Here is a 23,553-nt window from a genome sequence, read left to right as displayed (position 1 = left end):
CGCAACGCGACCAACCCATGGACGAAAAACCGGGAGCGGCGATTCCCGACTCGGTGCTTTTTCTATGCGGCATGAACGCTATCCGCTCGCCCATGGCCGAAGCGCTGGCGCGCAGGATGCTGCCGCGCACCACCTTCGTCGCCTCCGCGGGCGTGCGCGCCGGCGCGCGTGATCCTTTCGTCGACGCCGTGCTGGCGGAAGACGGCCTGCAGCTTGGCGACTGGCGGCCCCGCACGCTTGATGAGCTGGAGGACGCGTATTTCGACCTGATCGTGACGCTGGCCCCCGAAGCCCACCACGCGGCCCTCGAATTGACGCGCTCCATGTCGGTGGATGTCGAATATTGGCCGACGCTCGATCCCTCCGTCATCGAGGGCACGCGCGACCAGATCCTTGCTGCCTACCGGGATGTGCGCGAAAAGCTGAGCCACCGCATCGCCAGCCGCTTCCGCGTTCCTTCCGGAGGGAACAAGTCTTGAACAAGCTTGTTCACAAATGATGACGAATGGGCTAGGTTCCGCGCGATTTTGGCCGGGCATGTCCCGCAACAGCGCTCCATCGCCGGCCGAAGGTTGATCCAACAAGAAGGTACCGGATGCCGAAAGAAGACATTCTCGAGTTTCCAGGAGTCGTGACGGAGCTTCTGCCGAACGCAATGTTCCGCGTAAAACTGGAAAACGAGCACGAAATCATTGCCCATACAGCCGGCCGCATGCGCAAGAACCGCATCCGCGTCCTCACCGGCGACAAGGTGCTGGTCGAAATGACGCCATACGACCTGTCCAAGGGTCGTATCACCTACCGCTTCAAGTAGCGCGGGCATGTTGGTCTTGCCGCGGTTCCAGACGGAGAACCGGTTTCCGCTTCTCTTGGAATTTCTCTAGCGGCGGTGCCCCTTCCATGAGCGAATTCAAGAAACTCGTGCTTGCCTCCGCCTCGCCGCGGCGTGTCGAACTTCTGCAGCAGGCGGGCATACAGCCCGACCGCCTTGTCCCGGCCAATATAGACGAGACGCCGCTCAAGGCCGAGCATCCCCGCTCGCTGGCCAAGAGGCTGTCGCGCGGCAAGGCGGAAAAAGCGCTGGAGCGGCTGAATCAGGACGGCGAGGCAACGGACTGTTTCGTGCTGGCGGCCGATACGGTGGTCGCCGTCGGCCGTCGAATCCTGCCAAAGACGGAGATGGTGGACGAGGCGTCCAACTGCCTGCGCCTGCTTTCCGGCCGTTCGCACCGTGTCTATACGGGCGTTTGCCTCTTCACGCCGCAGGGCAAGCTGCGCCACCGGCTGGTGGAGACGCGTGTCCGCTTCAAGCGGCTGTCGCGCGAGGAGCTCGAGAGCTACCTGGCATCGGGAGAATGGCGCGGCAAGGCGGGCGGCTATGGCATTCAGGGGCTGGCGGGCACCTTCGTGGTCAAGCTCGTCGGCTCCTACACCAATGTGGTGGGGCTGCCGCTGTTCGAGACCGTCAATCTGTTGACGGCCGATGGCTACAAAGTACATTTCAACTGGCTTGCAGGACCTGGAAACTGACGATTGCCTGATACGGAGAAAGTGACCCCGCTGCGGCCCAGAAGACCGTGCCCGGAATGCGGCAAGCCTTCCGAGCGCGAATTCTATCCCTTCTGCTCGAAGCGGTGTAAGGACGTGGACCTCAACCGCTGGCTGTCCGGCTCCTATGCCATTCCGGGACCACCTCTCGACGATGAGGGCAAAGGCGAGGAAAACTGACATTTCCTTGTCCACAGCGGTGCCGAAATCTCGCGCTGTAATTGCTTTCTGTTTTGTTATCTACTTATAGTTGTAATTTCCATCCGATCGGCTATCCCTCTTTTCAGCCAAAGCGTGGGCGCGCCCGCAGCCGACTTGGCACCGGCCAAGCGCGATGAAGAGAGAGTCGTTTCGATGCATCGACTGCCGATTGCCTTAGCCTGCGCACTCGCCATGCTTTTCGCCGGCGCCTGCCAGGACACGAGAGCCACCGTTTTCAAGCCTCCCGAAGCCGTGGACAGCACGCCTCGCGCAGACGCTCAACCGTCGACTAGGTCGGAAAGCGGCGAGCACGTTTCTCTGCAAACAGGCGAGATCGCGCAATAAAAAAGCCCGGTTCACAGGGAACCGGGCAAAGATGCAGGCCGCCGGGGGGAACCGGCGTGATGGGAGTGAACGCCTGCATGGGAGAACCTTGAACTCAGGAACGGCGACGCCTGATCATTTCCGATCGGGCTCGCTTCCTGACAATCTGCTGCAACCGCAGCGTGGGATCGTCGAGAAGCGGGACTTCGTAGGCGCGCGCGATATCCTCGCGGACAAGGCCGAGATCGGCCAGCTCCCAATCCGAGAGATCGCTGAGTTGCCGCATGGCCCGGCGTGAATTCCAGATCGCGAGGAGCCCGGCGGCCGCACGAGCCACGCGCGCGGCAAATCCCGGCCGGGCGGCAGCGGTGATCGGCGTTGCACTGTGGTGAGCGGCAGTCATCGGACTTCTCCTTCACATAAATGGCGCGTCCGCCTTGCGGGTCCGCCGACAACAAGGCCGCGCGCAGAACACATTCTGCGGCGCTGCGTTGCGCGATGTCGGCTGCGAAATGCCCGCGGGCAAACTCTTTTCCGGCGGCGTCATTGCCCTTGCCGGAACGGTCACGTTTTCTCACGGCGAGATTGATTAGTCGAACGAATGTTTCTAATGTTTTGCATCAATACCACTGATGATACGGATGGCCACCATGGTAGCCCCTCTCGATCTCGATCAGCTCAACACTTTCGTCGCCATTGCCGATACCGGCAGTTTCACGCGCGCGGCGGACGAGGTGCACCGCACCCAATCGGCCGTATCCATGCAGATGCGGCGGCTGGAGGAGCGGGTCGGCAAGCCGCTCTTCGAAAAGGATGGGCGCTCCAACCGGCTGACCGAGGAGGGGGAGCGGCTGCTTCTTTACGCGCGGCGGATGCTGCGCCTCAATCGCGAAACGCTTGCCGCCTTCGATGACAAGACGCTGGAAGGCAGTGTGCGTATCGGCATGCCCGACGACTATGCGGAGCGCTTCCTGCCGGAAATCATGGCCCGCTTTTCGCGGTCCAATCCGCGCGTGGAGTTGTCGATCCTGTGCGAGCCGACGCCCAATCTCGTCCATCACGTCCGGCAAGGTCATCTGGACCTTGCGCTTCTCACCGACGACGGCGCCTCCGAGATCGTGCGGCGCGAGCCGCTTCTGTGGGTGTCGTCCGTGAGCCATGCGGCCCATGAGCGTGAGATCCTGCCGATGGCGTTCGGCCGCCCGACCTGCACCTGGCGGCGGCACGCCTGCGACGCGCTCAACGAGATGGGGCGGGACTACCGGACCCTGTTCACCAGCTTCTCTGCCACGGTCATCAGCGCGGCCGTGCTCTCAGGCGCGGCCATATCGGTCCTGCCCGAATGCGCGCTGCGGCCGGGGATGCGCGTGCTCGGCGAGAACGATGGCTTTCCGCCGCTGCCCGATTGCTGCATCGGCCTGATGCGGGGGCGAACGAGCCACATGGAGGTGGTGGACGCGCTTGCACGGCATGTCACCGAGAGCCTCGACAATATCTCGGTGCCGCTGACGCCGGACGAAGCCGAAGGTTTCGACTTCGTATCCCTCACCCACCGGCGCGGCAAGCGGCTGCGGCCGAGCCAGGTGCTGCCGGGCTGGTGATGGATGACGCCGGGGTTGACCCGACCGCCGCCAGACCGCTCAATCGGCCGCATGTCTGATATGAAAAACACCGATTCGCTGAGCAATGTTGCCGAATTCTCGGTCAGCGAGATATCGATCGCCCTGAAGCGCACGGTCGAAGACATCTTCGGCCACGTGCGCGTGCGCGGCGAGATCTCGGGCTACCGCGGCCCGCACGCCTCGGGGCATTGCTATTTCTCGCTCAAGGACGAGCGATCACGGCTGGAAGCGGTTATCTGGAAGGGCGTATTCTCGAGGCTCAAATTCCTGCCGCAGGAGGGCCTCGAGGTCATCGCGACGGGCAAGCTGACCACCTATCCCGGCTCGTCGAAATACCAGATTGTCATAGAAAGCATCGAGCCGGCCGGTGCCGGCGCGCTGATGGCGCTTCTGGAGGAGCGCAAGCGCAAGCTCGGGGCGGAGGGGCTGTTCGCCGAAGAGCGCAAGAGGCCCCTTCCCTTCATGCCGCGCACGATCGGCGTCGTCACCTCGCCCACCGGCGCCGTCATACGCGATATCATCCACCGCATCGCCGACCGTTTCCCGGTGCATGTGCTGGTCTGGCCCGTAAGGGTGCAGGGCGAGACGGCGGGGGCGGAGGTCTCACGCGCGATCGCGGGCTTCAACACATTCGACCCCGGCGGGCCACTGCCACGCCCAGACCTTTTGATCGTGGCGCGGGGCGGCGGTAGCCTGGAGGATTTATGGGGCTTCAACGACGAAGCCGTCGTGCGCGCGGTGGCCGCTTCGCAGATACCGATCATATCGGCCGTCGGGCATGAGACCGACTGGACGCTGATCGACCTGGCCGCCGACCGGCGCGCACCGACGCCCACGGGCGCCGCAGAGATGGCGGTGCCGGTGAAGGCCGAACTCGAAGCCGGACTCGCGCGTCTTTCGGCACGGCTCAAGGGCGCGATCTCGCGCGACCTTGACCGGCGGAGCCAAGGCCTGCGCGCGGTGGCGCGCGCCCTGCCCTCGCCTGATCAGCTTTTTGCTTTGCCGCGGCGGCGTTTCGACGAAGCGGCCGGGCGCATCGTGCGCGCATTGCACGCCTCCGCCCAGCGCAAGCGGCTCAAGCATGAAGGGCTGCGGCTTTCCATTGGCTCGCTCGAACGCAGGCTCGTCGAGGCGCGCCGCCGCGCAGCGCAATGCGGCGCGCGCCTGCCGGTGGTCTTTTCCGGCCTCCTGCGCAACAAGCGGGTACGGCTCGAACGCGACGGCGGCCGGATCACGCCGCGGGTAACGTCCGAACGCATTGCGCTCAACCGGCAAAAGCTGGACGCGGCCACGGGGCGGCTCGACCGGGTGGTCAGGCAGCGGCTCGATGGCGCACGCGGACGGCTCGATCAGACCGAGCGATTGGCCAGGACGCTCTCCTACCAGGGTGTGCTGGAGCGCGGTTTTGCGCTGGTAAGGGACGCATCCGACCGGCCGGTCAAGCGTGCGGCGGAGCTTTCGGCCGGGCAGGAAGTCCACATTCAGTTCTATGACGAGATCGCAGGTGCCGTGATCGCGGGGAAACCCGTCGCGGGCCCCAGAAAAGATACCGGGGCCAAGGATCCGGGCAAGCAGGGCAGCCTGTTTTAGAGCGATCCAAGGAAAAGTGGAAACCGGTCTCGGTCCGGCGTAAAACCAAACCGCTAGATCAGTCCAGCGCTCTGAAACGGTGAACTGATCTAGCTGCTCGTGCACGAAGCTCTCGGCCGCCATGCCCGTGGCAGGGATGACAAATTGAATCACCGCGGCAGTCTATCATCCTGCCGCAGCTTCGTTTTCCCGATTGGTGCCCAGGCGCCGAGAGCCGTCAGTCGTCCAAGATGAACGTGACGGCCAGGTTGACGCGGTAGGCGGCAACCTTGTCGCCGTCGATCTCGACATTCTGGTCCTTCACCCAGGCACTGGTTATGTTGCGTAGCGTCTTCGAGGCCCGGCCGATCCCTTGCTTGACGGCGTCGTCGAAGCTGTCGGGCGATGTCGCGGATATTTCGGTAACGCGGGCGATGGTCATCCTTCCCTCCTGTGGCTTGGACTCCCTCGCGGAACCTCCGTCCCCGGCGAATGTTCCACCGCTCGCGAAGGTTGCGTGTGCCTATCGGGTCCCGGCGCCTGCCGGCCGATCGAGCCTCAGGGCGTCAGCCGGGCGAGGTCTTCCAGGTCGAATACGTCCTCGATTGAGGACGGCACTGTCAGGGCGGCCGTTTCGCCCCAGCCGATATTGGCATTCCGGTCGAAAACCGTGCGCCCACCCTCCATCCGCGCCTTGCCCGAGGCGACCAGCGCCAGGGCGAGCGGATATATCCTGTGCTCCATCTTCAGGATCCGGGCGGCGAGCTTTTCCTCGTCGTCCTGCGGCAGAACAGGGATGGCGGCCTGCGCGATGATAGGACCGTCGTCCATCTCCGCGGTGACGAAGTGGACGGTGCAGCCGTGGATGCGCATGCCGGCTTCAAGCACCCGCTTATGCGTCTCCAATCCCTTGAACAGCGGCAGCAGGGACGGATGGATGTTGATCATCCGCCCTTGGAAGCGGCCCACGAAATCGGGGCTCAGGATGCGCATGAAGCCGGCCAGGCAGACGATTTCCGCGCCGAGACCGGCAAGCGCCTCGTCAAGGGCCGCCTCGTAAGCCTGCCGATCCGGAAACGCCCCGCGCGTAACGGCAAGCGCCGGAATGCCGGCCGCCTCGGCCGCCGCCAGCCCCGGCGCGTCTGCATTGTCGGAGATGACGCCGCAGATTTCGGCCGGATAATCGGCCTCCGCCGCGGCGCGGATGAGCGAGCTCATATTGGAGCCTCGGCCGGAAATCAGGATTGCCGTTTTCCTTGCGGTCATAGCTGGAGCGCTCCGTTGTAGATCACGCCGTGCTCGCGGCGCGGGCATATGCGGCCGAGCGTGGTGACATGCTCGCCCTCCTTCTGCAGGACGGCAGCCACCTGGGCGGCCTGCCCCGCCGCCACGACGGCGATCATGCCGATACCGCAATTGAAGGTGCGCAGCATTTCGCTGGCTTCCACCCCGCCCGTTTCGGCAAGCCACGAGAAGACCGGCGGCGCTTCGATGGCATCGAGATCGATCTCGGCGGCGTATTCGGCCGACAGGACGCGCGGGATATTCTCGGGAAAGCCGCCGCCGGTAATATGGGCCAGCGCCTTGATGCCATGGGTGCCGGAAATCGCGGAGAGGAGCGGCTTCACGTAGATGCGGGTCGGCTCCAGCAGGGCTTCGCCGAGGGACTTGCCGCCGGCGAAGGGCGCTTCGTCGCGCCAGCCGAGTCCGCTCAACTCGACGATCTTGCGCACGAGCGAAAACCCGTTGGAGTGAACGCCGGAGGAGGCCAGGCCGAGGATCACGTCGCCTTCGACGACGTCGTTGGTGGGCAGCAGCCTGCCGCGCTCGGCCGCCCCCACGGCAAAACCTGCCAGGTCGTAATCTTCGCCTTGATACATGCCGGGCATTTCCGCCGTCTCGCCGCCGATCAGCGCGCAGCCGGCTTGGCGGCAGCCCTCGGCGATGCCCGACACGATGGCGGCACCGTGCTCGGGGTCGAGCTTGCCGGTGGCGAAATAGTCGAGGAAGAACAGCGGTTCGGCCCCCTGCACCACCAGATCGTTGACGCACATGGCGACGAGGTCGATGCCGACCGTGTCGTGCCTGCCGGCCTCGATGGCGATCTTCAGCTTGGTCCCGACACCGTCATTGGCAGCGATCAGGATCGGATCGGTGAAGCCGGCGGCCTTGAGGTCGAAGAGTCCGCCGAAGCCGCCGATTTCGCCATCGGCGCCCGGCCTGCGCGTGGAGCGCACCAGCGGCTTTATCTTTTCCACCATCGCATTGCCGGCGTCGATATCGACGCCGGCCTTCGCATAGGAGAGACCGTTTTTCTTTTCGCTCATGACCCGCCTCTGTTTCCTTCAGGCCCATGGCCTGGCGGCTTCTCCCCGGCTATTGGCATGCGCGGGCGCGGCCTGCAAGGCTGCGCGGCGATCGCGCACAGGCCAATTCCCTCTGCCCGCGTGGACCAATCTTTCCCCTTGAAGGGACCGGGCGCGGGCGTCATCTATGCACGACGCCGCAGCCATCAGGAAAGGTCGGGCGAGGGAGAGACCGGATTGACCATCCCCAACATTATCACGCTAATGCGCTTCGTGCTCGTCCCCGCGGTGGTCTTCGCGCTCCTGACCGACAATGTCGGCTGGGCGTTCGCCGGCTTTCTGCTGGCCGGGATCTCCGACGGCGTGGACGGCTTCATCGCGCGTCAGTTCAATCAGCGTACCGAACTCGGCGCCTATCTCGACCCCATCGCCGACAAATTGCTGCTCGTCAGCGTCTTCCTGGTGCTGGGCTATACGGGACATCTGCCGCTCTGGCTCGTCATAGCCGCAGTCTCGCGCGATGCGCTGATCGTCGGCGGCGTCCTTCTTGCCACCATTATGGGCAATCCGGTCGAGATGAAGCCGTTGTTCGTCTCCAAGGCCAATACGCTTGCGCAGATAATGGTCGCCGCGATGATCCTCGCCGAGCTTTCGCTGGAATATTCCTTCGGACCATTCCACGACGGGCTTATCTACCTGTGCGGGCTCTTGACCGTGGCTTCCGGCGCGGCCTATCTCGTGCACTGGATCAAACATATGAGCGGCTATGTCGACATCGCCCCCTGAAATGGAAGAAGCCGGCGGACAGCCGCAGGGGTGGCGGCTGAAGCGTCAGTTTGCCTTCTGGACCGCGGCCGCGGCGATTCTCATCCTGTTTCTCTACGTCTTCAGCTCCATCCTGCTGCCTTTCCTGGCCGGCATGGTGGTGGCCTATTTCCTCGATCCGGTCGCCGACCGCCTCGAGCGCCTCGGTCTGTCGCGCACGCTGGCGACGGCGCTGATCCTGATCGCGTTCGTGATCGCGCTGGCGCTGGCGCTCATGATCATCGTGCCGGTGCTCGGCAATCAGCTACTGGGCTTTCTCGGCCGGCTTCCGGACTATCTCTCGCGCCTGCAGGAGATGGTCACCACGCTCGATCCGAACTGGTTCGAGCAGACGCTGGGCGTCGAATCGGCAGCTTTGCGTGATGGCCTGTCCACGCTGTTGGCCCAGGGGACCGGCTTCGTCGCCGCCTTGTTCGGATCGGTTTGGAGTTCCGGCGTCGCACTGGTCAACCTTGCCAGCCTGTTCGTCGTCACCCCGGTGGTCGCCTTCTACATGCTGCTGGACTGGGACCGCATGATCGCCCGCGTCGATAGCTGGATTCCGCGCGATCATGTGGAAACCGTGCGTCAGATCGCGCGCGACATCAACACGGCAACCGCCGGCTTCGTGCGCGGACAGGGCACGCTGTGCCTCATCCTCGGCGTCTACTATGCCGTCGGGCTCACCCTGGTGGGCCTCAATTTCGGCCTGCTGATCGGGCTGGCCGCCGGCCTCATCAGCTTCGTCCCCTATGTCGGCTCGCTGGTCGGGCTGGCGCTTGCCCTTGGCGTGGCCTTCGTCCAGTTCTGGCCCGAATGGTATTGGGTGGCAGCCGTTGCGGCGATCTTTTTCTCCGGCCAGTTCGTCGAGGGCAATATCCTCCAGCCCAAGCTGATCGGCCGCAGCGTCGGCCTGCATCCCGTGTGGCTCATGTTCTCGCTCTTCGCGTTCAGCTTTCTGTTCGGCTTCGTCGGCCTGCTCATCGCCGTTCCCACAGCCGCGGCGATCGCGGTTCTGATCCGCTTCGCGATTGCCCGCTATCTGGAATCGCCCCTTTATTATGGCCAAAGCGAAACCGGCGGAATCAACAATCGCGAAGCCCGATGACGCGCGACCGCCACGCGCCCCGGCAATTGCCGCTCGATCTTGCCCACGGTCCGGCGCATTCGCGCGACGATCTTGTCGTCACGCCCTCCAACGAGCGCGCGGTTGCACTGATCGAAGCCTGGCCGGGCTGGCCGTCGCCCGTCACGGTGCTGGCAGGCCCCGCCGGCTCCGGCAAAACGCACCTGGCCGCCATATGGGCGGAGGCGACGGGGGCAGCAATCGCTCCGGCCAGCGCAATCGATCCCGCCTTTCTGGCGCTCGCCGAAACCCGGCCGCTCCTCATCGAGGATGCGGATCGCCCGGGCCTTGATGAAAAGGGCCTGTTCCACCTCATCAATGCCGTGCGCGGCTCCGACAGCCACCTGCTTCTGACCGCACGGCGCTTTCCGCTTGGCTGGGGCGTCGAACTGCCGGACCTGCGCTCCCGCCTGCAGGCGGCGGCGACCGTCGAGATAGACGAGCCAGACGACATGCTGCTCGCCGGCGTCCTGGTAAAGCTGTTCGCCGACAGGCAGGTTTCGGTCGAACCGCATGTCGTGCAGTTCGTCACCCGCCGCATCGAGCGCTCGCTGTCCACCGTACAGCGGGTGGTCGAAGAGCTCGACCGTGCAGCGCTCGAGCGAAAAACGCGCATCACCCGCCCGCTTGCGGCCGAAGTCGTCGCCCGCTTCGAAACCGGCCAGCATTGATCGTGGCCTGCGGCCGGCGCTGCCTTCCGCATAGGCCGCGGGGCAATGCTGCGATTGTTCGCATTGCCCCTTGCGCCCTGCTGCGCGAGCCCCTAATGAGACCACGATCCGGAGCGTAGCGCAGCCTGGTAGCGCATCTGGTTTGGGACCAGAGGGTCGCAGGTTCGAATCCTGCCGCTCCGACCATCGACATCCCTGGCCGTCGAGGGGCTTTTCGCCTGTCTCTTTCGGCCGCGGCAGCATTATCCGTCAGGCGGAATTGCCTGACATCCGCATCGATGCGGAAAGCAAGAAGATGGAGCTCCTTTGCGCGTCCGACGGACGCAAGGCGTTCCAGAAGCAGTAGCAAGCAAGAGGGTCGAACGTGTCCGCGCGCATCTACAGCCCAGCAAGGACGGCCATGCAATCCGGTACCGCCAAATCAGGCCATTGGGTACTCGAGTTCGAGCCCGAGGCGCCCCGCAAGATCGATCCGCTGATGGGCTACACCTCGTCATCCGACATGAAGAGCCAGGTTCGCCTTACCTTCGCTACGAAGGAAGAGGCCGTCGCCTACGCCCAGAAGAACGGCATCGCCTTCCGTCTGGAAGAGGCAAAGGCGCCGAAGCGTCGTCAGGTTTCCTACGCGGAAAATTTCCGCTATGACCGCAAGGTCCCGTGGACGCACTGATTACGCCGTCCGCGCGCCGGTCCCGTAGCTCAGCTGGATAGAGCACCGGCCTTCTAAGCCGATGGTCGCAGGTTCGAATCCTGCCGGGATCGCCACTGTCAGACTGCCCTCACCCACACCTTCGTGTCGTGGAATGCAGCACCGCCGTAGGGTGCGATGGCGTCCGCGCCGGTGAGGACGTTGATGCCCTCGCCGCGTTCATGGGTGCTGTTGGGCCAGATGCCCTCGGCCACGACGACGCCACGGTGCAGGCCTTCGAATATTTTCGCATGCAGGACGACCTCACCGCGCGGATTGCCGATCTCGACGCGGTCGCCGGCGGCGAGCCCGAGCATGGCGGCGTCTTCGGGGTGCAGCATCAGTTCGGGCCGCCCTTCCCGCTTGATGGAGCCGGGCGTCTCGGCAAAGCTCGAATTGAGGAAAGTGCGCGCCGGCGAGGTGGCGAGCCGGAACGGATGCTCGGCATCGGCCGCCTCGATGAAATCCACATGGTCGGGAAATTCCGGCAGGCGCTCGTGCGGTCCCTGGATGCCGATCGATTCGGGCGGGCGGTTGGGCGCGGCGGTGCCGGTCCAGTCCGGTCGGAAGCGGAACTTGCCGTCCGCATGGCCGAAACCCTTGACGAAATGGGCCGTCTCGAAATCGGGCTGGACATCGGCCCAGCGCTCCTTGCGGAAACTGTCGAAGCTGCCGAGCCCGCGCTTGCCAAGCATCCAGTCCAGGTGCTGCCGCGCGCTCATGCCGAAACCGTCGAAATGATCGACGCCAAGGCGTTTCGCCAGTTCCTCGATCACGAACAGGTTTTCGCGGGCCTCGCCGGGCGGGTCGATCAGCTTCGGCCCCAGCAGGATGTGCTGGTGCCCGCCCCCGCGATAGATGTCGTCATGCTCCACGAACATGGTGGCCGGCAGCACCACATCGGCGAGCTTCGCCGTATCGGTCATGAATTGCTCGTGCACGGCGACGAAGAGATCGTCGCGCTCAAAGCCGCGCTTCACCAGCCGCTGCTCGGGCGCGACATTGGCGGGGTTGGTGTTCTGGATCAGCATGGCCGTCACCGGCGGGCCGCCGTGGAGGGCCTGCGCATCGCCCGTCAGCACGCGGCCGATCTGCGACTGGTCGAGCGAGCGGATATGCGGATCCTTGTAGGCCAGGCCCTCCACCAGCGTCTTGTCGAGCCCGAAGATCGACGAATTGGAGTGGAACGCGCCGCCGCCCTCATATTGCCAGGCGCCCGTCACCGTGGCGATGGAAAGCGCCGCGTGCATGTTCACCGCGCCGTTGCGGTTTCGGGTGAAGCCGTAGCCGAGGCGGAAGAATGTCCGTTTGGTTTCGCCGACGAGTTTTGCGAAGGCCTCGATCTCGGCAGCCGGCAGGCCGGTGATTTCGGCCGCCCACTCGGGTGTGCGGGTTGCAAGGTGCGCTTCGAGGCCGGCGGGATCGTCGGCGTACTTAGCCATAAAATCACGGTCGGCCAGTCCGTCGCGGAAGAGAACGTGCATCACCGCGCAGGCAAGCGCCCCGTCGGTGCCGGGCTTTACGACCAGCGCCATGTCGGCCTGCTTCATCGTGGCGTTGTCGTAGACGTCGACGACCACGATCCTGGCGCCGCGCTCCTTTCGCGCCTTGATCGCATGGGTCATGACGTTGACCTGCGTGGCAACCGCGTTGGTGCCCCAGATCACCACGCAATCGGATTTGGCCATTTCGCGTGGATCGGGACCGCGCAGCGCGCCTGCGCCCATCATCCAGCCGGTCCAGGCGGGATTGGTGCAAATCGTGTCGAACTGATTGGAATAGCGCCTGGCATGGCGCAGGCGGTGGATCGAGTCGCGCTGCACCAGACCCATCGTGCCGGCATATTGGTATGGCCAGACGGTCTCGCTGCCGTGCCGTTCCTCGGCTCTCGCGAATCGCTCCGCGATGAGATCCAGCGCGGCTTCCCAGCTTGCCTCCTTCCAGGCCCCCTCGCCCTTCGCGCCCGCCCGCACCAGCGGTTTCAGCAGGCGGTCGGGGTGATGCACACGTTCGGCATAGCGGGCGACCTTGGCGCAGATCACGCCGGCGGTGTAGCTGTTGTCCTTCGACCCGTGCACGCGCCCCAGCCTGCCCTCGACGACCTCGACATCGAGTGCGCAAGTGGACGGGCAGTCGTGCGGACAGGCGGAATGACCGATATGGATATTGCTGCGCGTGTTCATGGGCCGGAGACTAGCGATTTTTTCGCTGGGAGCGTAGAGCCAGTTTCATCAAATAGTGCATCGACATCCATCACGGACAGTGATGGATTGACCCAAATCCGATGCGCAAACCACCGAAGAGCCGGGGCCGATGAACTACCGCCACGCCTATCATGCCGGAAATTTTGTCGATGTGGTGAAGCATGCGGTGCTGGCGCGAATCGTGGAATATCTGAAACGCAAGGACAAGGCCTTCCGCGTCATCGACACGCATGCAGGCACCGGCATCTACAATCTCTCCTCGGAGGAAGCGCAACGCACCGGCGAGTGGCGCGATGGCATCGGCCGGCTGATGGCGAGCACGCTCGGCGCGGAAAGTGCCAATCTCCTCAGTCCCTTGCTGAAGACCGTTCGTGCGGTGAATCAGCCGGGCGCGCTGACCTTCTATCCGGGCTCGCCGACGATCGTGCGCCATCTGCTGCGCCGGCAGGACCGGCTGACGGCGATCGAACTGCACGAGGCGGACGCCGCGCAACTGGCAGCCCGTTTTGCCGGCGACTTCCAGGTGCGGACCATTCATCTTGACGGCTGGCTGGCGCTGGGCGCCCACCTGCCGCCGAAGGAAAAGCGCGGGCTCGTGCTGGTCGATCCGCCTTTCGAGCAGGAGGGCGAGTTCAGCCGCATGGTGGAGCGGCTGAAGACGGCGCACCGCCGCTGGCCCGGCGGCATCTATGCGCTGTGGTATCCGATCAAGGATCGGCAGGCGGTGGCCGGCTTCCGCCGGGCGCTGGCCGAAAGCGGTATCGGCGACATGATCGACATCGTGTTTGAGAAACGCCCGCCATCGACGGAGCCGAGGCTGGATGGAACGGGCATGATCGTCGTCAATCCGCCCTATGTGCTGGAGGAGGAAGCGCGGCGGATTTTGTCGGCCCTCGCCCCGATCCTGACCGAAGCCGGCGGCGGCGAAATCTCCACCGTGCGGCTGGCGGGAGAAAAGGGGTGAACTTCCGGCTTGACCCTTCACCGCACCTGGTAAAAAGTGCCGCAACGTCAAACTGGGCATCATCAAGCCGTCAAACGGCGCCTGAATTGGAGATATTGCGATGCTACGCTGGACAGGCCTTGCGGCGGCCGCACTCATTGCGGCCCTGACGGGAACCGCTCCCACCGCTCAAGCGGCGGATTTGGCTGGCGTGTATGGAGCGCCGGATCCCATCTGCGGCCATGAGAACGTGCGCGCCACTATCCAGAAGCGATTCCGCTATCAGGTCACGCATGTGCCGAACCTGCCGGACGTCGCCATTGTCGATTTCTTCGGCCCCAGCCTGACGCGCTACCACCCGGCGACCGCGACCAGCCCCATCGCGCGGCGCTATTGCCAGGCGACGGCCCGGCTTTCGGACGGGCGCGACCGCAGCATCTGGTATGTCATCGAATATGGCCAGGGGTTCGCCTCGATCGGCGACAATGTCGAATTCTGCCTGCTGGGTTTCGACCGCTGGAACATCTATGACGGCTCGTGCCGCGTCCTTCGTTGAGCTCTCGACGCTGGAGCGGACAGTAAGACGCTTTTCGCTCGGTACGGCAATCGCGGCTCTTGTCGCCGCTGCACTGTCTGGCGCCGCCGCCGCGGGCGAGCGCGGGGCAGAGCCTGGTTCGTTCGACTATTATGTCCTCGCGCTCTCCTGGTCGCCCAGCTATTGCGTCGCGGAAGGCGATCGGGCCAATCCTCAGCAGTGCGGCAGCGGGCGGCCATTCGCGTTCGTCGTGCACGGGCTCTGGCCGCAGTATGACAGGGGATATCCCGAGTTCTGCCGCAGCCGCCTGCCGGACCGGGTTCCAGACCAGCTGGTCGGCAAGGTCATCGATATAATGCCTTCGGCCGGCCTGATCGGCCATCAATGGCGCAAGCATGGAAGCTGCTCCGGGCTCGGACAGGAAGACTATTTCAGCCTGGTACGGAAGGCGCGCGAACGCGTTTCGATCCCTGAGCCATTCAGGACGCTCGCCTCGCCCCTCTTGGCCTCGCCGGGCGGCGTGGAGGCGGCGTTCATGAGTGTCAATGAAGGGCTGGACGCCGGCGGCATCGCTGTCACCTGCAAGGGGCGCCTTCTGCGAGAGGTTCGCATCTGCCTGACGCGGGACCTGGAGTTCCGCGCCTGCCCCGAGGTGGACCGCAAGGCCTGCCGCGCAGACCGGGCGCTGATGCCGGCGGCACGCTGAACAAAAAAAGCCCGGCGCGACGGCCGGGCTTTTTCTGGGATCCAAGCTGTGAAGCTTAGAGCAGATCATCGTTTCACTGAAACGCTGATCTGCTCTATCTACTTGTTTTTGCCGCATTTTTGCGACGTCAGGTGATTCCACCTGACTGCAAAATGCTCTAGAAGCTCATGCCGAAGCCGAGCATGACCTTGTTGCTCGACGCGTCGGCTTCGTAGTTCGTGCCGCCCAGCGTGTAGGTTTCGCTGCCGAGATCGGTATAGCGGTACTCGAGACGCGCGAACGACTGCGGCGTCAGCTTGACGTCGACACCGGCACCGGCGGTCCAGCCAAGATGGGTGTTCGTGTCGGAAGCACCGGTGGGACCGGTCAGTTCCTGACGGCCCGCAGCGCCACCGGCCGTGCCGTAGAGCAGCACGTTCTCGGTCGCCGCAATGCCGAGACGGGCACGCAGCGAACCGTCGACGCCACCCTCGGACTCAAATCCGGCGCTGTCGCCCTTCATGCCATTGTAGCCGATATCGCCCTCGATACCGTAGACGAACGAGTCCTGCTGCCAGTTGTAGCCAGCGAACACGTTGCCGACGAAGCCGTCGGTTTCGATGTCCGTGGTGCCTTCAACATCGGCACTGCCCGCAAAGCCGTAGCCGAGCGCGATACCCGCATAGGGACCGGCCCAGGTTGCAACAGGCGCAACTTCCATCGGCGCAGCAGGCGGTGCGGGCGGCTGCTCCAGAACAGCATCGGCGGCATGGACGGTGGAAACGCCGGCAATGGCGACAATGGCTGCGGCCGCAGCCGACAGCTTGAGATTCTTACTGGCCTTCATTCTCTGAACTCCTTAGCCACATCAAACTAGCAGGACGCCATGTCAGGGAGGTCGACATGCACCCCGCGGAGCCCCAATTTCCGCCCGGTACATAATGATTATGCACCTGCGCGGTTCCCGCCCGAGATGCGTAAGAGCCAGAAAAAAATGTCCGGATAATGGTTACAAAGCGTCATCATTCAGACGCAACACGCCGTGTTGCATAAAGGACACAAGGGCCGGGATGTACTCCCGGCCCCTGTCGGGACTGTCAGAATTTCATGCCGAGGCCGAAGACGATCTTGTTGCTGCCGTCCTTGGCCTGCAGTTGGCCGCTGCCGAGATCGAAGTTCTTCCGGCTGTATTGGGTATAGCGATATTCCGCCCGAGCAAAAATGTTGCTCGTAAGGTTCGTATCGAGACCCACGCCGGCCGTCCAGCCAAGCATGGTATTGGTGTCGGACACACCGCCTTCGCTGATCTTCAGGCGCTGGGCCGCACCACCTGCGGTACCGTAAGCAAGGATATTCTCGGTGACGGCATAGCCAAGGCGAGCGCGCAGCGATCCGTCGACGCCAGCCTTGAAGTCCACGCCCGCATTCGAGCCCTTCAATCCGTTGTAGCCGACATCGCCTTCAACACCGTAGACGAAGCCGCCCGACTGGAAGTTCCAGCCGGCAAAACCGCTGCCTACGAAGCCTTTGGTTTTCAGACGAACGGTCTGCTGCGTGACCTCGTTCTTGCCGGCGAAGCCGTAGCCGAGAGCAATGCCGGCATAACCGCCTTCCCAATCCAGGGCAGGCGTGGACACGTTGACCGGCGCCATTGGCGCCATTGGCGCCGGCGGCTGCGGCTTGACGAAATCGGCCGCCTGTGCCGGAAGCGCCGCGGCCGCAACGGTCATCATTGCGGAAAAAATAGTCACCCTGCTGGTTTTCATCTCAAAAATCCTTGAACAGTTATATATGTAAACGATACCTATTCCTAATCATCCTAGGCGGACAGAATAACGCCGCACCGGACGACTGCACCGAGAGCTCTGGAAGGCCAAAGGAGCAGGTTGGCGCTTCTTGTCAGCGAATTATGGCGGAAAAGCGAACAAACTGCATTAGGCAGGCGCCCGTATGGTAGCTGTGGCGCAGCCAAACGGCGCCTCCGTTTGTCGGAAAACCTATTGTAAACGCCGTGACGAACCAGGTGCTGTGCGCAAGTTGCACGCCGGGAGGACGGCGCCAGAGCGTGGTGGGCAGGCGCCAATCGTGTCAGGAAGGCGACGCAAAGCCTGTAGACGGGCTTGGAGGCGCAGCCCATTCGGCCTACATGGTGGGGGGTATCGGCAGGCACTGGTAACAAGCCGCCGCCGCTTCTAAATTGGGCTCTGATGACAAAATCCGGCAAAATCGCCCTCATCACCGGCGGGGCTAAGCGAATCGGCGCAGCGATAGCGCGAGATTTGGCCGTCCACGGATTCGCGGTCGCGATCCATTGCGGCCGTTCGCGCGGCGAAGCCGTCGAGTTGGCACGGGAGTTGGAGGAAAGCGGAGGCCGCGCCGTGGTCCTGCAGGCTGATCTTGCAGACGCTCGCGCGGCAAATGCGCTTGTCGGCCAAACGGAAAAGGCGCTCGGCCTGCCGGATATCATCGTCAACAACGCATCGGTTTTCGAAGAGGACGCGGTGACCGACTTCGACGACGAAGTCTGGAACCGGCACTTCGACGTGCATGTGAAGGCGCCGGCCCTCCTGGCGCGCGCGCTCGCGGCCTCGTTGCCGGCGGACCGGGAAGCGCTCATCGTCAATATGATCGATCAGCGGGTCTGGCAGCTCACGCCCCGTTTCTTCAGCTATACGCTCTCCAAATCCGCGCTGTGGACGGCGACGCGCACCATGGCGCAGGCGCTTGCGCCACGCATCCGCGTCAACGCCATCGGGCCCGGCCCTACCCTGCCCAACCGGCGGCAGGAGCAGGCGGATTTCGATCGCCAGACCGAGGCGCTGCTGCTCGGGCGCGGCCCTTCGTTGGACGAGTTCGGGGCGGCGGTGCGTTTTCTGTGGGAAGCACGCTCGGTGACAGGGCAGATGATCGCGCTCGACGGCGGCCAGCATCTCGCCTGGGAAACGCCGGATGTCGCGGGGGTGAACGAATGACGATGCCCGCCGATACTGCCGTGCCCGCCGCCGATGCCATCTCGTGGGACACGCCGGCCACCGACCATGGCCTGGCTGGAGCGGAGATCATCCAGGCAGCGGTCAAGCGCCTGCCCAACCAGCCCGGCGTCTACCGTATGATGAACGCGGCCGGCGACGTCCTTTATGTCGGCAAGGCGCGCAGCCTCAAGAAGCGCGTCACGAACTATGCCCAGGGGCGCGGCCATACCAACCGCATCACCCGGATGATTCGCGAAACCGCGTCGATGGAATTCGTCGTCACGCGGACCGAGACGGAAGCGCTGCTGCTGGAGGCCAACCTGATCAAGCGGCTGCGGCCGCGTTTCAACGTGCTCCTGCGCGACGACAAGTCGTTTCCCTATATCCTTCTGACCGGCGACCATCCTGCCCCCGGCATTTTCAAGCATCGCGGCGCCCGCTCGCGCAAGGGCGACTATTTCGGCCCCTTCGCCTCCGCCGGAGCCGTCGGCCGCACGATCAATTCGCTGCAAAGGGCCTTCCTGTTGAGGACCTGCACGGATTCGGTCTTCGAAAGCCGCACCCGGCCCTGCCTTCTCTACCAGATCAAGCGGTGTTCAGGCCCCTGCACGGGCGAAATCGACGCGAGCGACTATGCTGAGCTGGTCGGTGAGGCCAAGGCCTTCCTTTCGGGCCGCTCCAGCAAGGTCAAGGCCGAGATCGCCACCGCCATGCAGCAAGCGGCCGAAGAACTCGATTTCGAACGCGCCGCCGTCTACCGCGACCGCCTGTCGGCGCTCAGCCATGTACAGGCGCACCAGGGCATCAATCCGCAGGGCATAGAAGAGGCCGACGTGTTCGCCATCCACCAGGAGGGCGGGCAGAACTGCATCCAGGTGTTTTTCTTCCGCACGGGACAGAACTGGGGCAACCGCGCCTATTTCCCCAAGGCCGATTCCGCGATGGAGGCCGGCGAGGTGCTGGGAGCCTTCCTTTCCCAGTTCTACGACGACAAGCCCTGCCCCCGCCTGGTCCTCCTGTCGCAACCCGTCGACGAGCAGGAACTGCTGGCGGCGGCGCTTTCGACGCGGGCCGGACGCAAGGTGACGGTTTCGGCGCCGCGGCGCGGCGAGAAGAAGGACCTGACCGACCACGCCCTGCAGAACGCCCGCGAGGCGCTGGGGCGCAGGCTGGCCGAGACGTCGTCCCAGACACGCCTCCTGGAGGGATTCGCCGAGACCTTCGGGCTCGACAGCACGCCGCGCCGCATCGAAGTCTACGACAACTCGCACATCATGGGCACCAACGCCGTCGGCGCGATGATCGTGGCCGGTGCCGAAGGCTTCGTGAAGAACCAGTACCGAAAGTTCAACATTCGCTCGACCGACATCACGCCAGGTGATGATTTCGGGATGATGCGAGAGGTCATGCAGCGGCGCTTCGCCCGCCTCCTCAAAGAGGAAGGTCTGCGCGAAAACGCAGAGTATGTCGGCAAGGACCCCGACGCCTTTCCCGCCTGGCCGGATGTGATCCTGGTCGATGGCGGCCAGGGCCAGATGTCCGCCGTGCGCGCCATACTCGACGAGATGGGCATCGCCGATCAGGTGACGGCCATCGGCATTGCCAAGGGGCCGGATCGTGAGGCGGGGCGCGAGCGCTTCTTCATGGAGGGACGGTCTTCCTTTGCGCTGCCGCCGCGCGATCCGGTGCTCTACTTCGTGCAGCGGCTGCGCGACGAGGCGCACCGCTTCGCCATCGGCTCCCATCGTGCGCGCCGCAAGAAGGAGATGGTCAGGAACCCGCTCGACGAGATCGGCGGCATCGGCCCGAGCCGCAAGCGGGCCTTGCTGCACCATTTCGGAACCGCGAAGGCAGTCAGCCGCGCCGGGCTCGAAGACCTGATGGCAGTGGAGGGAATCTCCGAATCGATGGCCAAATCGATCTACGACCATTTCCGCGACGGGGGGTGAGACATTCGCGCGGGGCGCGCCGTTTCGGCGGCCGGCGCGCGGGGTGGCGCTTGACCTTTGCCACCGGCATCTGATTTGAGGGTGTACCGGAATTTCGGCGGTCCTTGATGTCCAAACACGCACTTAACCTTCCCAACCTCTTGACCTACGCACGCATCATGGCCGTGCCCTTGATTGTGTTGTGCTTTTTTTTGGAGGGACGGCTGCAGTCGAGCGATTTCGCGCGCTGGTCGGCGCTGGGCATCTTTCTGGCCGCAAGCATTACCGACTATTTTGACGGTTATCTCGCGCGAACGTGGAAACAGACGTCAAATATCGGCAAGATGCTCGATCCGATCGCCGACAAGCTCCTGGTGGCGACCTGCCTGCTGCTTTTGGCCGCAGACACCGACAGAACCATCGCCGGATGGACCCTGTGGGCGGCCATCATCATACTGTGCCGGGAAATCCTCGTCTCGGGCCTGCGAGAATACCTCGCCGCGCTCAAGGTCAGCGTCCCCGTCACGCAGCTCGCCAAGTGGAAGACGGCGATACAGATGGTCGCTGTCGGATTCTTGCTGGCCGGACCCGCCGGCGACAAGATCGTCCCATACACCACGCAGGCAGGCATAGCGCTCCTGTGGTTTTCGGCTTTGGTCACGCTCTATACCGGCTATGATTATTTCCGGGCCGGATTGAAGCACATCGTCGAGGAGTAGCGCCATGAAGCTCATCTATTTCGCCTGGGTACGCGAGCGCATCGGCAAGGGCGAAGAAGACGTCGACCTTCCGGCGGATGTGGTGCGCGTGTCGGACCTCCTGGAATGGCTCAAGGAACGCGGCGAAAACTATGGTGCGGCGCTGGAATATCCCGAGGTCATCCGCGTGGCCATCAATCACGAGCATGTGGATCACGACACGCCCTTGCCGGAAAAGGGCGAGGTCGCGCTTTTCCCGCCCATGACGGGTGGCTGAGATGGCGCCTTGCCGGCCCACGATCAGGGTCCAGCCCGGCGATTTCGACGCCGCGGCAGAAATAAGGGCGCTGGCGGAAAACCGCCGCGACGTCGGCGCCGTCGTCACCTTCACCGGCCTGTGCCGCGACGAAGGCGGCCGGCTGGCCGCGCTCGAACTGGAACATTACCCCGGCATGGCCGAAGCCGAGCTTGAGCGGGTCGCGCAGGAGGCCGTCGGGCGCTGGCCGGTCACAGGGCTCACCGTCATTCACCGCCACGGAGTGATGAAGCCGGGGGAGAACATCGTCCTCATCGTGGCGGCGTCCGCGCACCGCAAGGCGGCGTTCGAGGCAGCGGACTTCCTGATGGACTACCTGAAATCGCGCGCGCCGTTCTGGAAGAAAGAACATCTTGCCGATGGCGGCGAAGGCGGCTGGGTGGAAGCCAGGGAAAGCGATGCGGCAGCGGCCGGACGCTGGAAGAAATAGCCAGGCACAGAAAAAGCCGGCGGCACCGCCACCGGCTTTTCAGAGTCTTTTCAACAGTCTGCGGCTTGCGGCTGGAAGATCGATTCAGCCGACGATTTCGGTTTCCGCGAACCAGTAGCGAATTTCCTCGGCCGCCGTCTCGGGCGCATCCGAGCCGTGGACGGAGTTCTCGCCGATGGACTTCGAGAAGGTCTTGCGGATGGTGCCTTCCGCTGCCTCGGCCGGGTTGGTGGCGCCCATGATCTCGCGGTTCTTGGCGATGGCGTTCTCGCCCTCCAGCACCTGCACCACCGTCGGCCCCGACGACATGAAGTCGACGAGTTCGCCGAAGAACGGCCGGTCCTTGTGAACCGCGTAGAAGCCCTCGGCCTGGCGGCGGCTCATCCACACGCGCTTGGAGGCGACGACCCTGAGGCCTGCATCCTCGAACATCTTGACGATGGCGCCCGTCAGGTTGCGCTTGGTCGCATCCGGCTTGATCATGGAAAAGGTGCGTTCGATCGCCATTTCAAATCCTTCGATTCTGGGAGAATATTTGAGATGGCGGGTCTATAGCCGGGGCAGAGGCGTCTGTGAAGGGTGTTCAGGCCGCTGCAGGCACGCGGCGGGCGAGGCCTCCATGCAGATCGAGACACCGCTCGAACCATTGGGCGACGGGATCATCGTCTTGCAGCAGCGCGAAAGGCGACGATACGCGCGCCCATTGCAGCGCGCCGGCGATGATGTAGTCGCCGAAGAGCGGCCCTTCGCCGCCTACGAATGGCTGTTTCCAAAACAGCGTCCTCAGCGGTTCCAGCGCCTCGCGGAAGGCGGCAACCTTCTCATCGCGGTCCGCCGGCACCTCCTCAAGCGCCTTGCCGAAGCGCTCCTCCCGGCTCTTGCGGAAATAGGCGCGGTCCTGCGGCCCGAGCATATCGTGGATGTCCATCAGCGCGGCCTGGCCGATGAAGGCGTGGAGCGTGAGGTGGGACCAGCGCTCTATGAACCGGGTCGCCGCGCGGCCCCCTTCCCCGCCGAACAGCGTCGGCCGGTCGGGATAGGCCTCGTCGAGATAGACGGCGATATCGAAGGAGCCGCCCACGAGCTTATCGCCGTCGCGGATGAGCGGCACCGTCTTGGTGGCGCCATCTTCAACCGCCGGGATATCCAGGAAACGGGTCGGTACCGAACGGAACTTCAGACCCTTATGCGCGAGCGCGAAGGCGGCCTTCCAGCAGTGCGGACTGAATGGACGCGAGGCGTCGGTCCCCACCAGGTCGTAGAGGAGAATGGTCATGACGCGCGGCCTCTTTCCTGATCCATGTCGGTCGTCGAAATCTATACGCGGCAGGCGGTTTTTCCATGCAGTTTCATCAATGGCTTCATGAAGGAAATTGATGCTTCAGCAGGGCTCATCTGCTTCATAATACCTACCTTCGAGGCAAACGGGAGACGGGGTTCGTCATGAAACGGCATTTTGTGATGATGGCTGCCTATAATCGGTGGGCCAACGAGCGGGTGTACGAAGCGGCCGAGGCGCTGTCGGACGACGAGCTTGGGCGGAACGTGGGCGCCTTTTTCGGGTCGATGCTCGGCACGCTCAACCACATACTCGTCGCCGACCGCATCTGGATGAAGCGCTTCACCGGCGAAGGCGATGCGCCGGCAAAGCTGGATACCGTCCTTCATGACCGCCTGGCCGACCTGAAGGCGGCCCGGGAGGCCGAGGACGCGCGGATCGAGCATTATGTCGGCGGGCTGGACGAGGCGGCATTCGACCGGACCTTCTCCTACAGGACGATCGTCCAGCCGGCGACCGTCACGCAGCGGCTTTCCCCCGCGCTCGCCCACTTCTTCAACCACCAGACGCACCATCGCGGGCAGGCGCATATGATCCTTTCCGTCCTCGGCAAGGCGCCGCCTTCTCTCGACCTCGTTTACTTTCACCGAAGCACAACCGGGAGAGTGCATGCGTGATGGCAACGACTCGCCAGGGTTTCACAA

The 23,553-nt window shown here is 64.0% G+C and carries 28 protein-coding genes and 2 tRNA genes; 21 read left to right on the top strand and 9 right to left on the bottom strand.

Translation table 11 applies throughout. From position 1 onward, the window contains the following. Nucleotides 1-17 precede the first annotated feature (17 nt). From NTH_RS17740 to yacG, 4 genes are all read left to right on the top strand, one after another. Nucleotides 18-479, top strand: coding sequence for a low molecular weight phosphatase family protein (locus NTH_RS17740; protein ID WP_338531267.1), 462 nt, complete (start codon nt 18-20; stop codon nt 477-479). Between the two features lie 116 nt (nt 480-595). After that, nucleotides 596-814, top strand: coding sequence for a translation initiation factor IF-1 (gene infA / locus NTH_RS17735; protein ID WP_338531266.1), 219 nt, complete (start codon nt 596-598; stop codon nt 812-814). Between the two features lie 86 nt (nt 815-900). Beyond that, a complete protein-coding gene (locus NTH_RS17730; RefSeq protein ID WP_338531265.1) occupies nt 901-1,530 on the top strand; it encodes a Maf-like protein in 630 nt (209 codons plus the stop codon). Between the two features lie 3 nt (nt 1,531-1,533). After that, the gene (gene yacG, locus NTH_RS17725; protein ID WP_338531264.1) at nt 1,534-1,728 is read left to right on the top strand and encodes a DNA gyrase inhibitor YacG; all 195 of its coding nucleotides are present in this window, start codon (nt 1,534-1,536) and stop codon (nt 1,726-1,728) included. 460 nt (nt 1,729-2,188) lie between these two features. Here yacG and NTH_RS17720 read toward each other — a convergent pair whose 3' ends face one another. Next, nucleotides 2,189-2,476, bottom strand: a complete 288-nt coding sequence (locus NTH_RS17720; RefSeq protein ID WP_338531263.1) for a DUF1127 domain-containing protein — start codon at nt 2,474-2,476, stop codon at nt 2,189-2,191. 247 nt (nt 2,477-2,723) lie between these two features. Here NTH_RS17720 and NTH_RS17715 point away from each other — a divergent pair, with 247 nt between their 5' ends. After that, nucleotides 2,724-3,674, top strand: coding sequence for a LysR substrate-binding domain-containing protein (locus tag NTH_RS17715; RefSeq protein ID WP_338531262.1), 951 nt, complete (start codon nt 2,724-2,726; stop codon nt 3,672-3,674). Nucleotides 3,675-3,725: 51 nt separating this feature from the next. Next, complete coding sequence (gene xseA / locus NTH_RS17710) at nt 3,726-5,285, top strand: exodeoxyribonuclease VII large subunit (RefSeq protein ID WP_338531261.1); 1,560 nt, start codon at nt 3,726-3,728, stop codon at nt 5,283-5,285. 217 nt (nt 5,286-5,502) lie between these two features. Here the strand turns inward: xseA and NTH_RS17705 are convergent, their stop codons facing one another. From NTH_RS17705 to purM, 3 genes are all read right to left on the bottom strand, one after another. Beyond that, nucleotides 5,503-5,706 (bottom strand): dodecin family protein, encoded by a 204-nt coding sequence (locus NTH_RS17705; RefSeq protein ID WP_338531260.1) that lies wholly within the window; start codon nt 5,704-5,706, stop codon nt 5,503-5,505. A 116-nt stretch (nt 5,707-5,822) separates the two neighbouring features. Then, on the bottom strand, nt 5,823-6,530 hold the full coding sequence (gene purN / locus NTH_RS17700; RefSeq protein WP_338531259.1) for a phosphoribosylglycinamide formyltransferase: 708 nt from the start codon (nt 6,528-6,530) through the stop codon (nt 5,823-5,825). Beyond that, entirely contained in the window at nt 6,527-7,591 is a 1,065-nt protein-coding gene (gene purM, locus NTH_RS17695; RefSeq protein WP_338531258.1) for a phosphoribosylformylglycinamidine cyclo-ligase, read from the bottom strand. The genes purN and purM overlap by 4 nt, the downstream gene beginning before the upstream one ends. A gap of 216 nt (nt 7,592-7,807) precedes the next feature. Between purM and NTH_RS17690 the strand changes: the two genes are divergently transcribed. The 6 genes from NTH_RS17690 to NTH_RS17665 all read left to right on the top strand — a co-directional run bounded on the left by NTH_RS17690 (nt 7,808) and on the right by NTH_RS17665 (nt 10,936). Continuing rightward, nucleotides 7,808-8,356 carry a CDP-alcohol phosphatidyltransferase family protein gene (locus NTH_RS17690; RefSeq protein ID WP_338531257.1) on the top strand — a complete coding sequence of 183 codons (549 nt, stop codon included), beginning with the start codon at nt 7,808-7,810 and terminating at the stop codon, nt 8,354-8,356. After that, nucleotides 8,337-9,482, top strand: a complete 1,146-nt coding sequence (locus tag NTH_RS17685; RefSeq protein ID WP_338531256.1) for an AI-2E family transporter — start codon at nt 8,337-8,339, stop codon at nt 9,480-9,482. Before NTH_RS17690 ends, NTH_RS17685 begins: the two co-directional genes overlap by 20 nt. Continuing rightward, nucleotides 9,479-10,171 carry a DnaA regulatory inactivator HdaA gene (gene hdaA, locus NTH_RS17680; protein WP_338531255.1) on the top strand — a complete coding sequence of 231 codons (693 nt, stop codon included), beginning with the start codon at nt 9,479-9,481 and terminating at the stop codon, nt 10,169-10,171. The genes NTH_RS17685 and hdaA overlap by 4 nt, the downstream gene beginning before the upstream one ends. 109 nt (nt 10,172-10,280) lie before the next feature. Next, a tRNA-Pro gene (locus tag NTH_RS17675) sits at nt 10,281-10,357 on the top strand. A 178-nt stretch (nt 10,358-10,535) separates the two neighbouring features. Then, nucleotides 10,536-10,841, top strand: coding sequence for an ETC complex I subunit (locus NTH_RS17670; RefSeq protein WP_338531254.1), 306 nt, complete (start codon nt 10,536-10,538; stop codon nt 10,839-10,841). 18 nt (nt 10,842-10,859) lie between these two features. Beyond that, nucleotides 10,860-10,936 (top strand) — tRNA-Arg (locus tag NTH_RS17665). A gap of 3 nt (nt 10,937-10,939) precedes the next feature. On the opposite strand, the gene NTH_RS17660 is transcribed toward NTH_RS17665, so the two are convergent. Continuing rightward, nucleotides 10,940-13,042 (bottom strand): molybdopterin-containing oxidoreductase family protein, encoded by a 2,103-nt coding sequence (locus NTH_RS17660; RefSeq protein ID WP_338531253.1) that lies wholly within the window; start codon nt 13,040-13,042, stop codon nt 10,940-10,942. Between the two features lie 130 nt (nt 13,043-13,172). Between NTH_RS17660 and NTH_RS17655 the strand changes: the two genes are divergently transcribed. The 3 genes from NTH_RS17655 (at nt 13,173) to NTH_RS17645 (ending at nt 15,247) form a co-directional block, all read left to right on the top strand. Continuing rightward, on the top strand, nt 13,173-14,027 hold the full coding sequence (locus NTH_RS17655) for a 23S rRNA (adenine(2030)-N(6))-methyltransferase RlmJ (protein ID WP_338531252.1): 855 nt from the start codon (nt 13,173-13,175) through the stop codon (nt 14,025-14,027). Between the two features lie 100 nt (nt 14,028-14,127). Beyond that, nucleotides 14,128-14,562 carry a hypothetical protein gene (locus NTH_RS17650; protein ID WP_338531251.1) on the top strand — a complete coding sequence of 145 codons (435 nt, stop codon included), beginning with the start codon at nt 14,128-14,130 and terminating at the stop codon, nt 14,560-14,562. Then, nucleotides 14,534-15,247, top strand: a complete 714-nt coding sequence (locus tag NTH_RS17645) for a ribonuclease T2 (protein ID WP_338531250.1) — start codon at nt 14,534-14,536, stop codon at nt 15,245-15,247. The genes NTH_RS17650 and NTH_RS17645 overlap by 29 nt, the downstream gene beginning before the upstream one ends. Before the next feature lie 157 nt (nt 15,248-15,404). Here the strand turns inward: NTH_RS17645 and NTH_RS17640 are convergent, their stop codons facing one another. After that, on the bottom strand, nt 15,405-16,073 hold the full coding sequence (locus NTH_RS17640) for an outer membrane protein (RefSeq protein ID WP_338531249.1): 669 nt from the start codon (nt 16,071-16,073) through the stop codon (nt 15,405-15,407). A gap of 250 nt (nt 16,074-16,323) precedes the next feature. After that, entirely contained in the window at nt 16,324-16,992 is a 669-nt protein-coding gene (locus NTH_RS17635; protein ID WP_338531248.1) for an outer membrane protein, read from the bottom strand. Between the two features lie 441 nt (nt 16,993-17,433). Here NTH_RS17635 and NTH_RS17630 point away from each other — a divergent pair, with 441 nt between their 5' ends. From NTH_RS17630 to NTH_RS17610, 5 genes are all read left to right on the top strand, one after another. Beyond that, nucleotides 17,434-18,198, top strand: coding sequence for an SDR family oxidoreductase (locus tag NTH_RS17630; RefSeq protein WP_338531247.1), 765 nt, complete (start codon nt 17,434-17,436; stop codon nt 18,196-18,198). 2 nt (nt 18,199-18,200) lie between these two features. Then, complete coding sequence (gene uvrC, locus NTH_RS17625; protein WP_338531953.1) at nt 18,201-20,147, top strand: excinuclease ABC subunit UvrC; 1,947 nt, start codon at nt 18,201-18,203, stop codon at nt 20,145-20,147. A 107-nt stretch (nt 20,148-20,254) separates the two neighbouring features. Then, complete coding sequence (pgsA, locus tag NTH_RS17620) at nt 20,255-20,845, top strand: CDP-diacylglycerol--glycerol-3-phosphate 3-phosphatidyltransferase (RefSeq protein WP_338531246.1); 591 nt, start codon at nt 20,255-20,257, stop codon at nt 20,843-20,845. A 4-nt stretch (nt 20,846-20,849) separates the two neighbouring features. Then, nucleotides 20,850-21,101, top strand: coding sequence for a molybdopterin converting factor subunit 1 (gene moaD, locus NTH_RS17615; protein ID WP_338531245.1), 252 nt, complete (start codon nt 20,850-20,852; stop codon nt 21,099-21,101). Between the two features lies 1 nt (nt 21,102). Continuing rightward, entirely contained in the window at nt 21,103-21,570 is a 468-nt protein-coding gene (locus tag NTH_RS17610; RefSeq protein WP_338531244.1) for a molybdenum cofactor biosynthesis protein MoaE, read from the top strand. An 84-nt stretch (nt 21,571-21,654) separates the two neighbouring features. Here the strand turns inward: NTH_RS17610 and ndk are convergent, their stop codons facing one another. Next, a complete protein-coding gene (gene ndk, locus NTH_RS17605; protein ID WP_338531243.1) occupies nt 21,655-22,077 on the bottom strand; it encodes a nucleoside-diphosphate kinase in 423 nt (140 codons plus the stop codon). Nucleotides 22,078-22,153: 76 nt separating this feature from the next. Next, nucleotides 22,154-22,846 (bottom strand): glutathione S-transferase family protein, encoded by a 693-nt coding sequence (locus NTH_RS17600; RefSeq protein ID WP_338531242.1) that lies wholly within the window; start codon nt 22,844-22,846, stop codon nt 22,154-22,156. A gap of 167 nt (nt 22,847-23,013) precedes the next feature. Between NTH_RS17600 and NTH_RS17595 the strand changes: the two genes are divergently transcribed. After that, nucleotides 23,014-23,526 (top strand): DinB family protein, encoded by a 513-nt coding sequence (locus tag NTH_RS17595; protein ID WP_338531241.1) that lies wholly within the window; start codon nt 23,014-23,016, stop codon nt 23,524-23,526. The last annotated feature ends 27 nt before the right edge of the window (nt 23,527-23,553 follow it).

The organism is Nitratireductor thuwali, assembly GCF_036621415.1.
Taxonomy (GTDB): domain Bacteria; phylum Pseudomonadota; class Alphaproteobacteria; order Rhizobiales; family Rhizobiaceae; genus Chelativorans; species Chelativorans thuwali.
Note: the sequence above shows the minus strand (reverse complement) of the source record. Positions and strands in the feature narration are given on the sequence as shown.

Coding starts and splice junctions, on each gene's coding strand:
- NTH_RS17740 (WP_338531267.1), top strand. CDS start 18: ATGGACGAAAAACCGGGAGCGGCGATTCCCGACTCGGTGCTTTTTCTA.
- infA (WP_338531266.1), top strand. CDS start 596: ATGCCGAAAGAAGACATTCTCGAGTTTCCAGGAGTCGTGACGGAGCTT.
- NTH_RS17730 (WP_338531265.1), top strand. CDS start 901: ATGAGCGAATTCAAGAAACTCGTGCTTGCCTCCGCCTCGCCGCGGCGT.
- NTH_RS17720 (WP_338531263.1), bottom strand. CDS start 2,476: ATGACTGCCGCTCACCACAGTGCAACGCCGATCACCGCTGCCGCCCGG.
- NTH_RS17715 (WP_338531262.1), top strand. CDS start 2,724: ATGGTAGCCCCTCTCGATCTCGATCAGCTCAACACTTTCGTCGCCATT.
- xseA (WP_338531261.1), top strand. CDS start 3,726: ATGTCTGATATGAAAAACACCGATTCGCTGAGCAATGTTGCCGAATTC.
- NTH_RS17705 (WP_338531260.1), bottom strand. CDS start 5,706: ATGACCATCGCCCGCGTTACCGAAATATCCGCGACATCGCCCGACAGC.
- purN (WP_338531259.1), bottom strand. CDS start 6,530: ATGACCGCAAGGAAAACGGCAATCCTGATTTCCGGCCGAGGCTCCAAT.
- purM (WP_338531258.1), bottom strand. CDS start 7,591: ATGAGCGAAAAGAAAAACGGTCTCTCCTATGCGAAGGCCGGCGTCGAT.
- NTH_RS17685 (WP_338531256.1), top strand. CDS start 8,337: ATGTCGACATCGCCCCCTGAAATGGAAGAAGCCGGCGGACAGCCGCAG.
- hdaA (WP_338531255.1), top strand. CDS start 9,479: ATGACGCGCGACCGCCACGCGCCCCGGCAATTGCCGCTCGATCTTGCC.
- NTH_RS17660 (WP_338531253.1), bottom strand. CDS start 13,042: ATGAACACGCGCAGCAATATCCATATCGGTCATTCCGCCTGTCCGCAC.
- NTH_RS17655 (WP_338531252.1), top strand. CDS start 13,173: ATGAACTACCGCCACGCCTATCATGCCGGAAATTTTGTCGATGTGGTG.
- NTH_RS17650 (WP_338531251.1), top strand. CDS start 14,128: ATGCTACGCTGGACAGGCCTTGCGGCGGCCGCACTCATTGCGGCCCTG.
- NTH_RS17645 (WP_338531250.1), top strand. CDS start 14,534: ATGACGGCTCGTGCCGCGTCCTTCGTTGAGCTCTCGACGCTGGAGCGG.
- NTH_RS17640 (WP_338531249.1), bottom strand. CDS start 16,073: ATGAAGGCCAGTAAGAATCTCAAGCTGTCGGCTGCGGCCGCAGCCATT.
- NTH_RS17635 (WP_338531248.1), bottom strand. CDS start 16,992: ATGAAAACCAGCAGGGTGACTATTTTTTCCGCAATGATGACCGTTGCG.
- NTH_RS17630 (WP_338531247.1), top strand. CDS start 17,434: ATGACAAAATCCGGCAAAATCGCCCTCATCACCGGCGGGGCTAAGCGA.
- uvrC (WP_338531953.1), top strand. CDS start 18,201: ATGCCCGCCGATACTGCCGTGCCCGCCGCCGATGCCATCTCGTGGGAC.
- pgsA (WP_338531246.1), top strand. CDS start 20,255: ATGTCCAAACACGCACTTAACCTTCCCAACCTCTTGACCTACGCACGC.
- moaD (WP_338531245.1), top strand. CDS start 20,850: ATGAAGCTCATCTATTTCGCCTGGGTACGCGAGCGCATCGGCAAGGGC.
- NTH_RS17610 (WP_338531244.1), top strand. CDS start 21,103: ATGGCGCCTTGCCGGCCCACGATCAGGGTCCAGCCCGGCGATTTCGAC.
- ndk (WP_338531243.1), bottom strand. CDS start 22,077: ATGGCGATCGAACGCACCTTTTCCATGATCAAGCCGGATGCGACCAAG.
- NTH_RS17600 (WP_338531242.1), bottom strand. CDS start 22,846: ATGACCATTCTCCTCTACGACCTGGTGGGGACCGACGCCTCGCGTCCA.
- NTH_RS17595 (WP_338531241.1), top strand. CDS start 23,014: ATGAAACGGCATTTTGTGATGATGGCTGCCTATAATCGGTGGGCCAAC.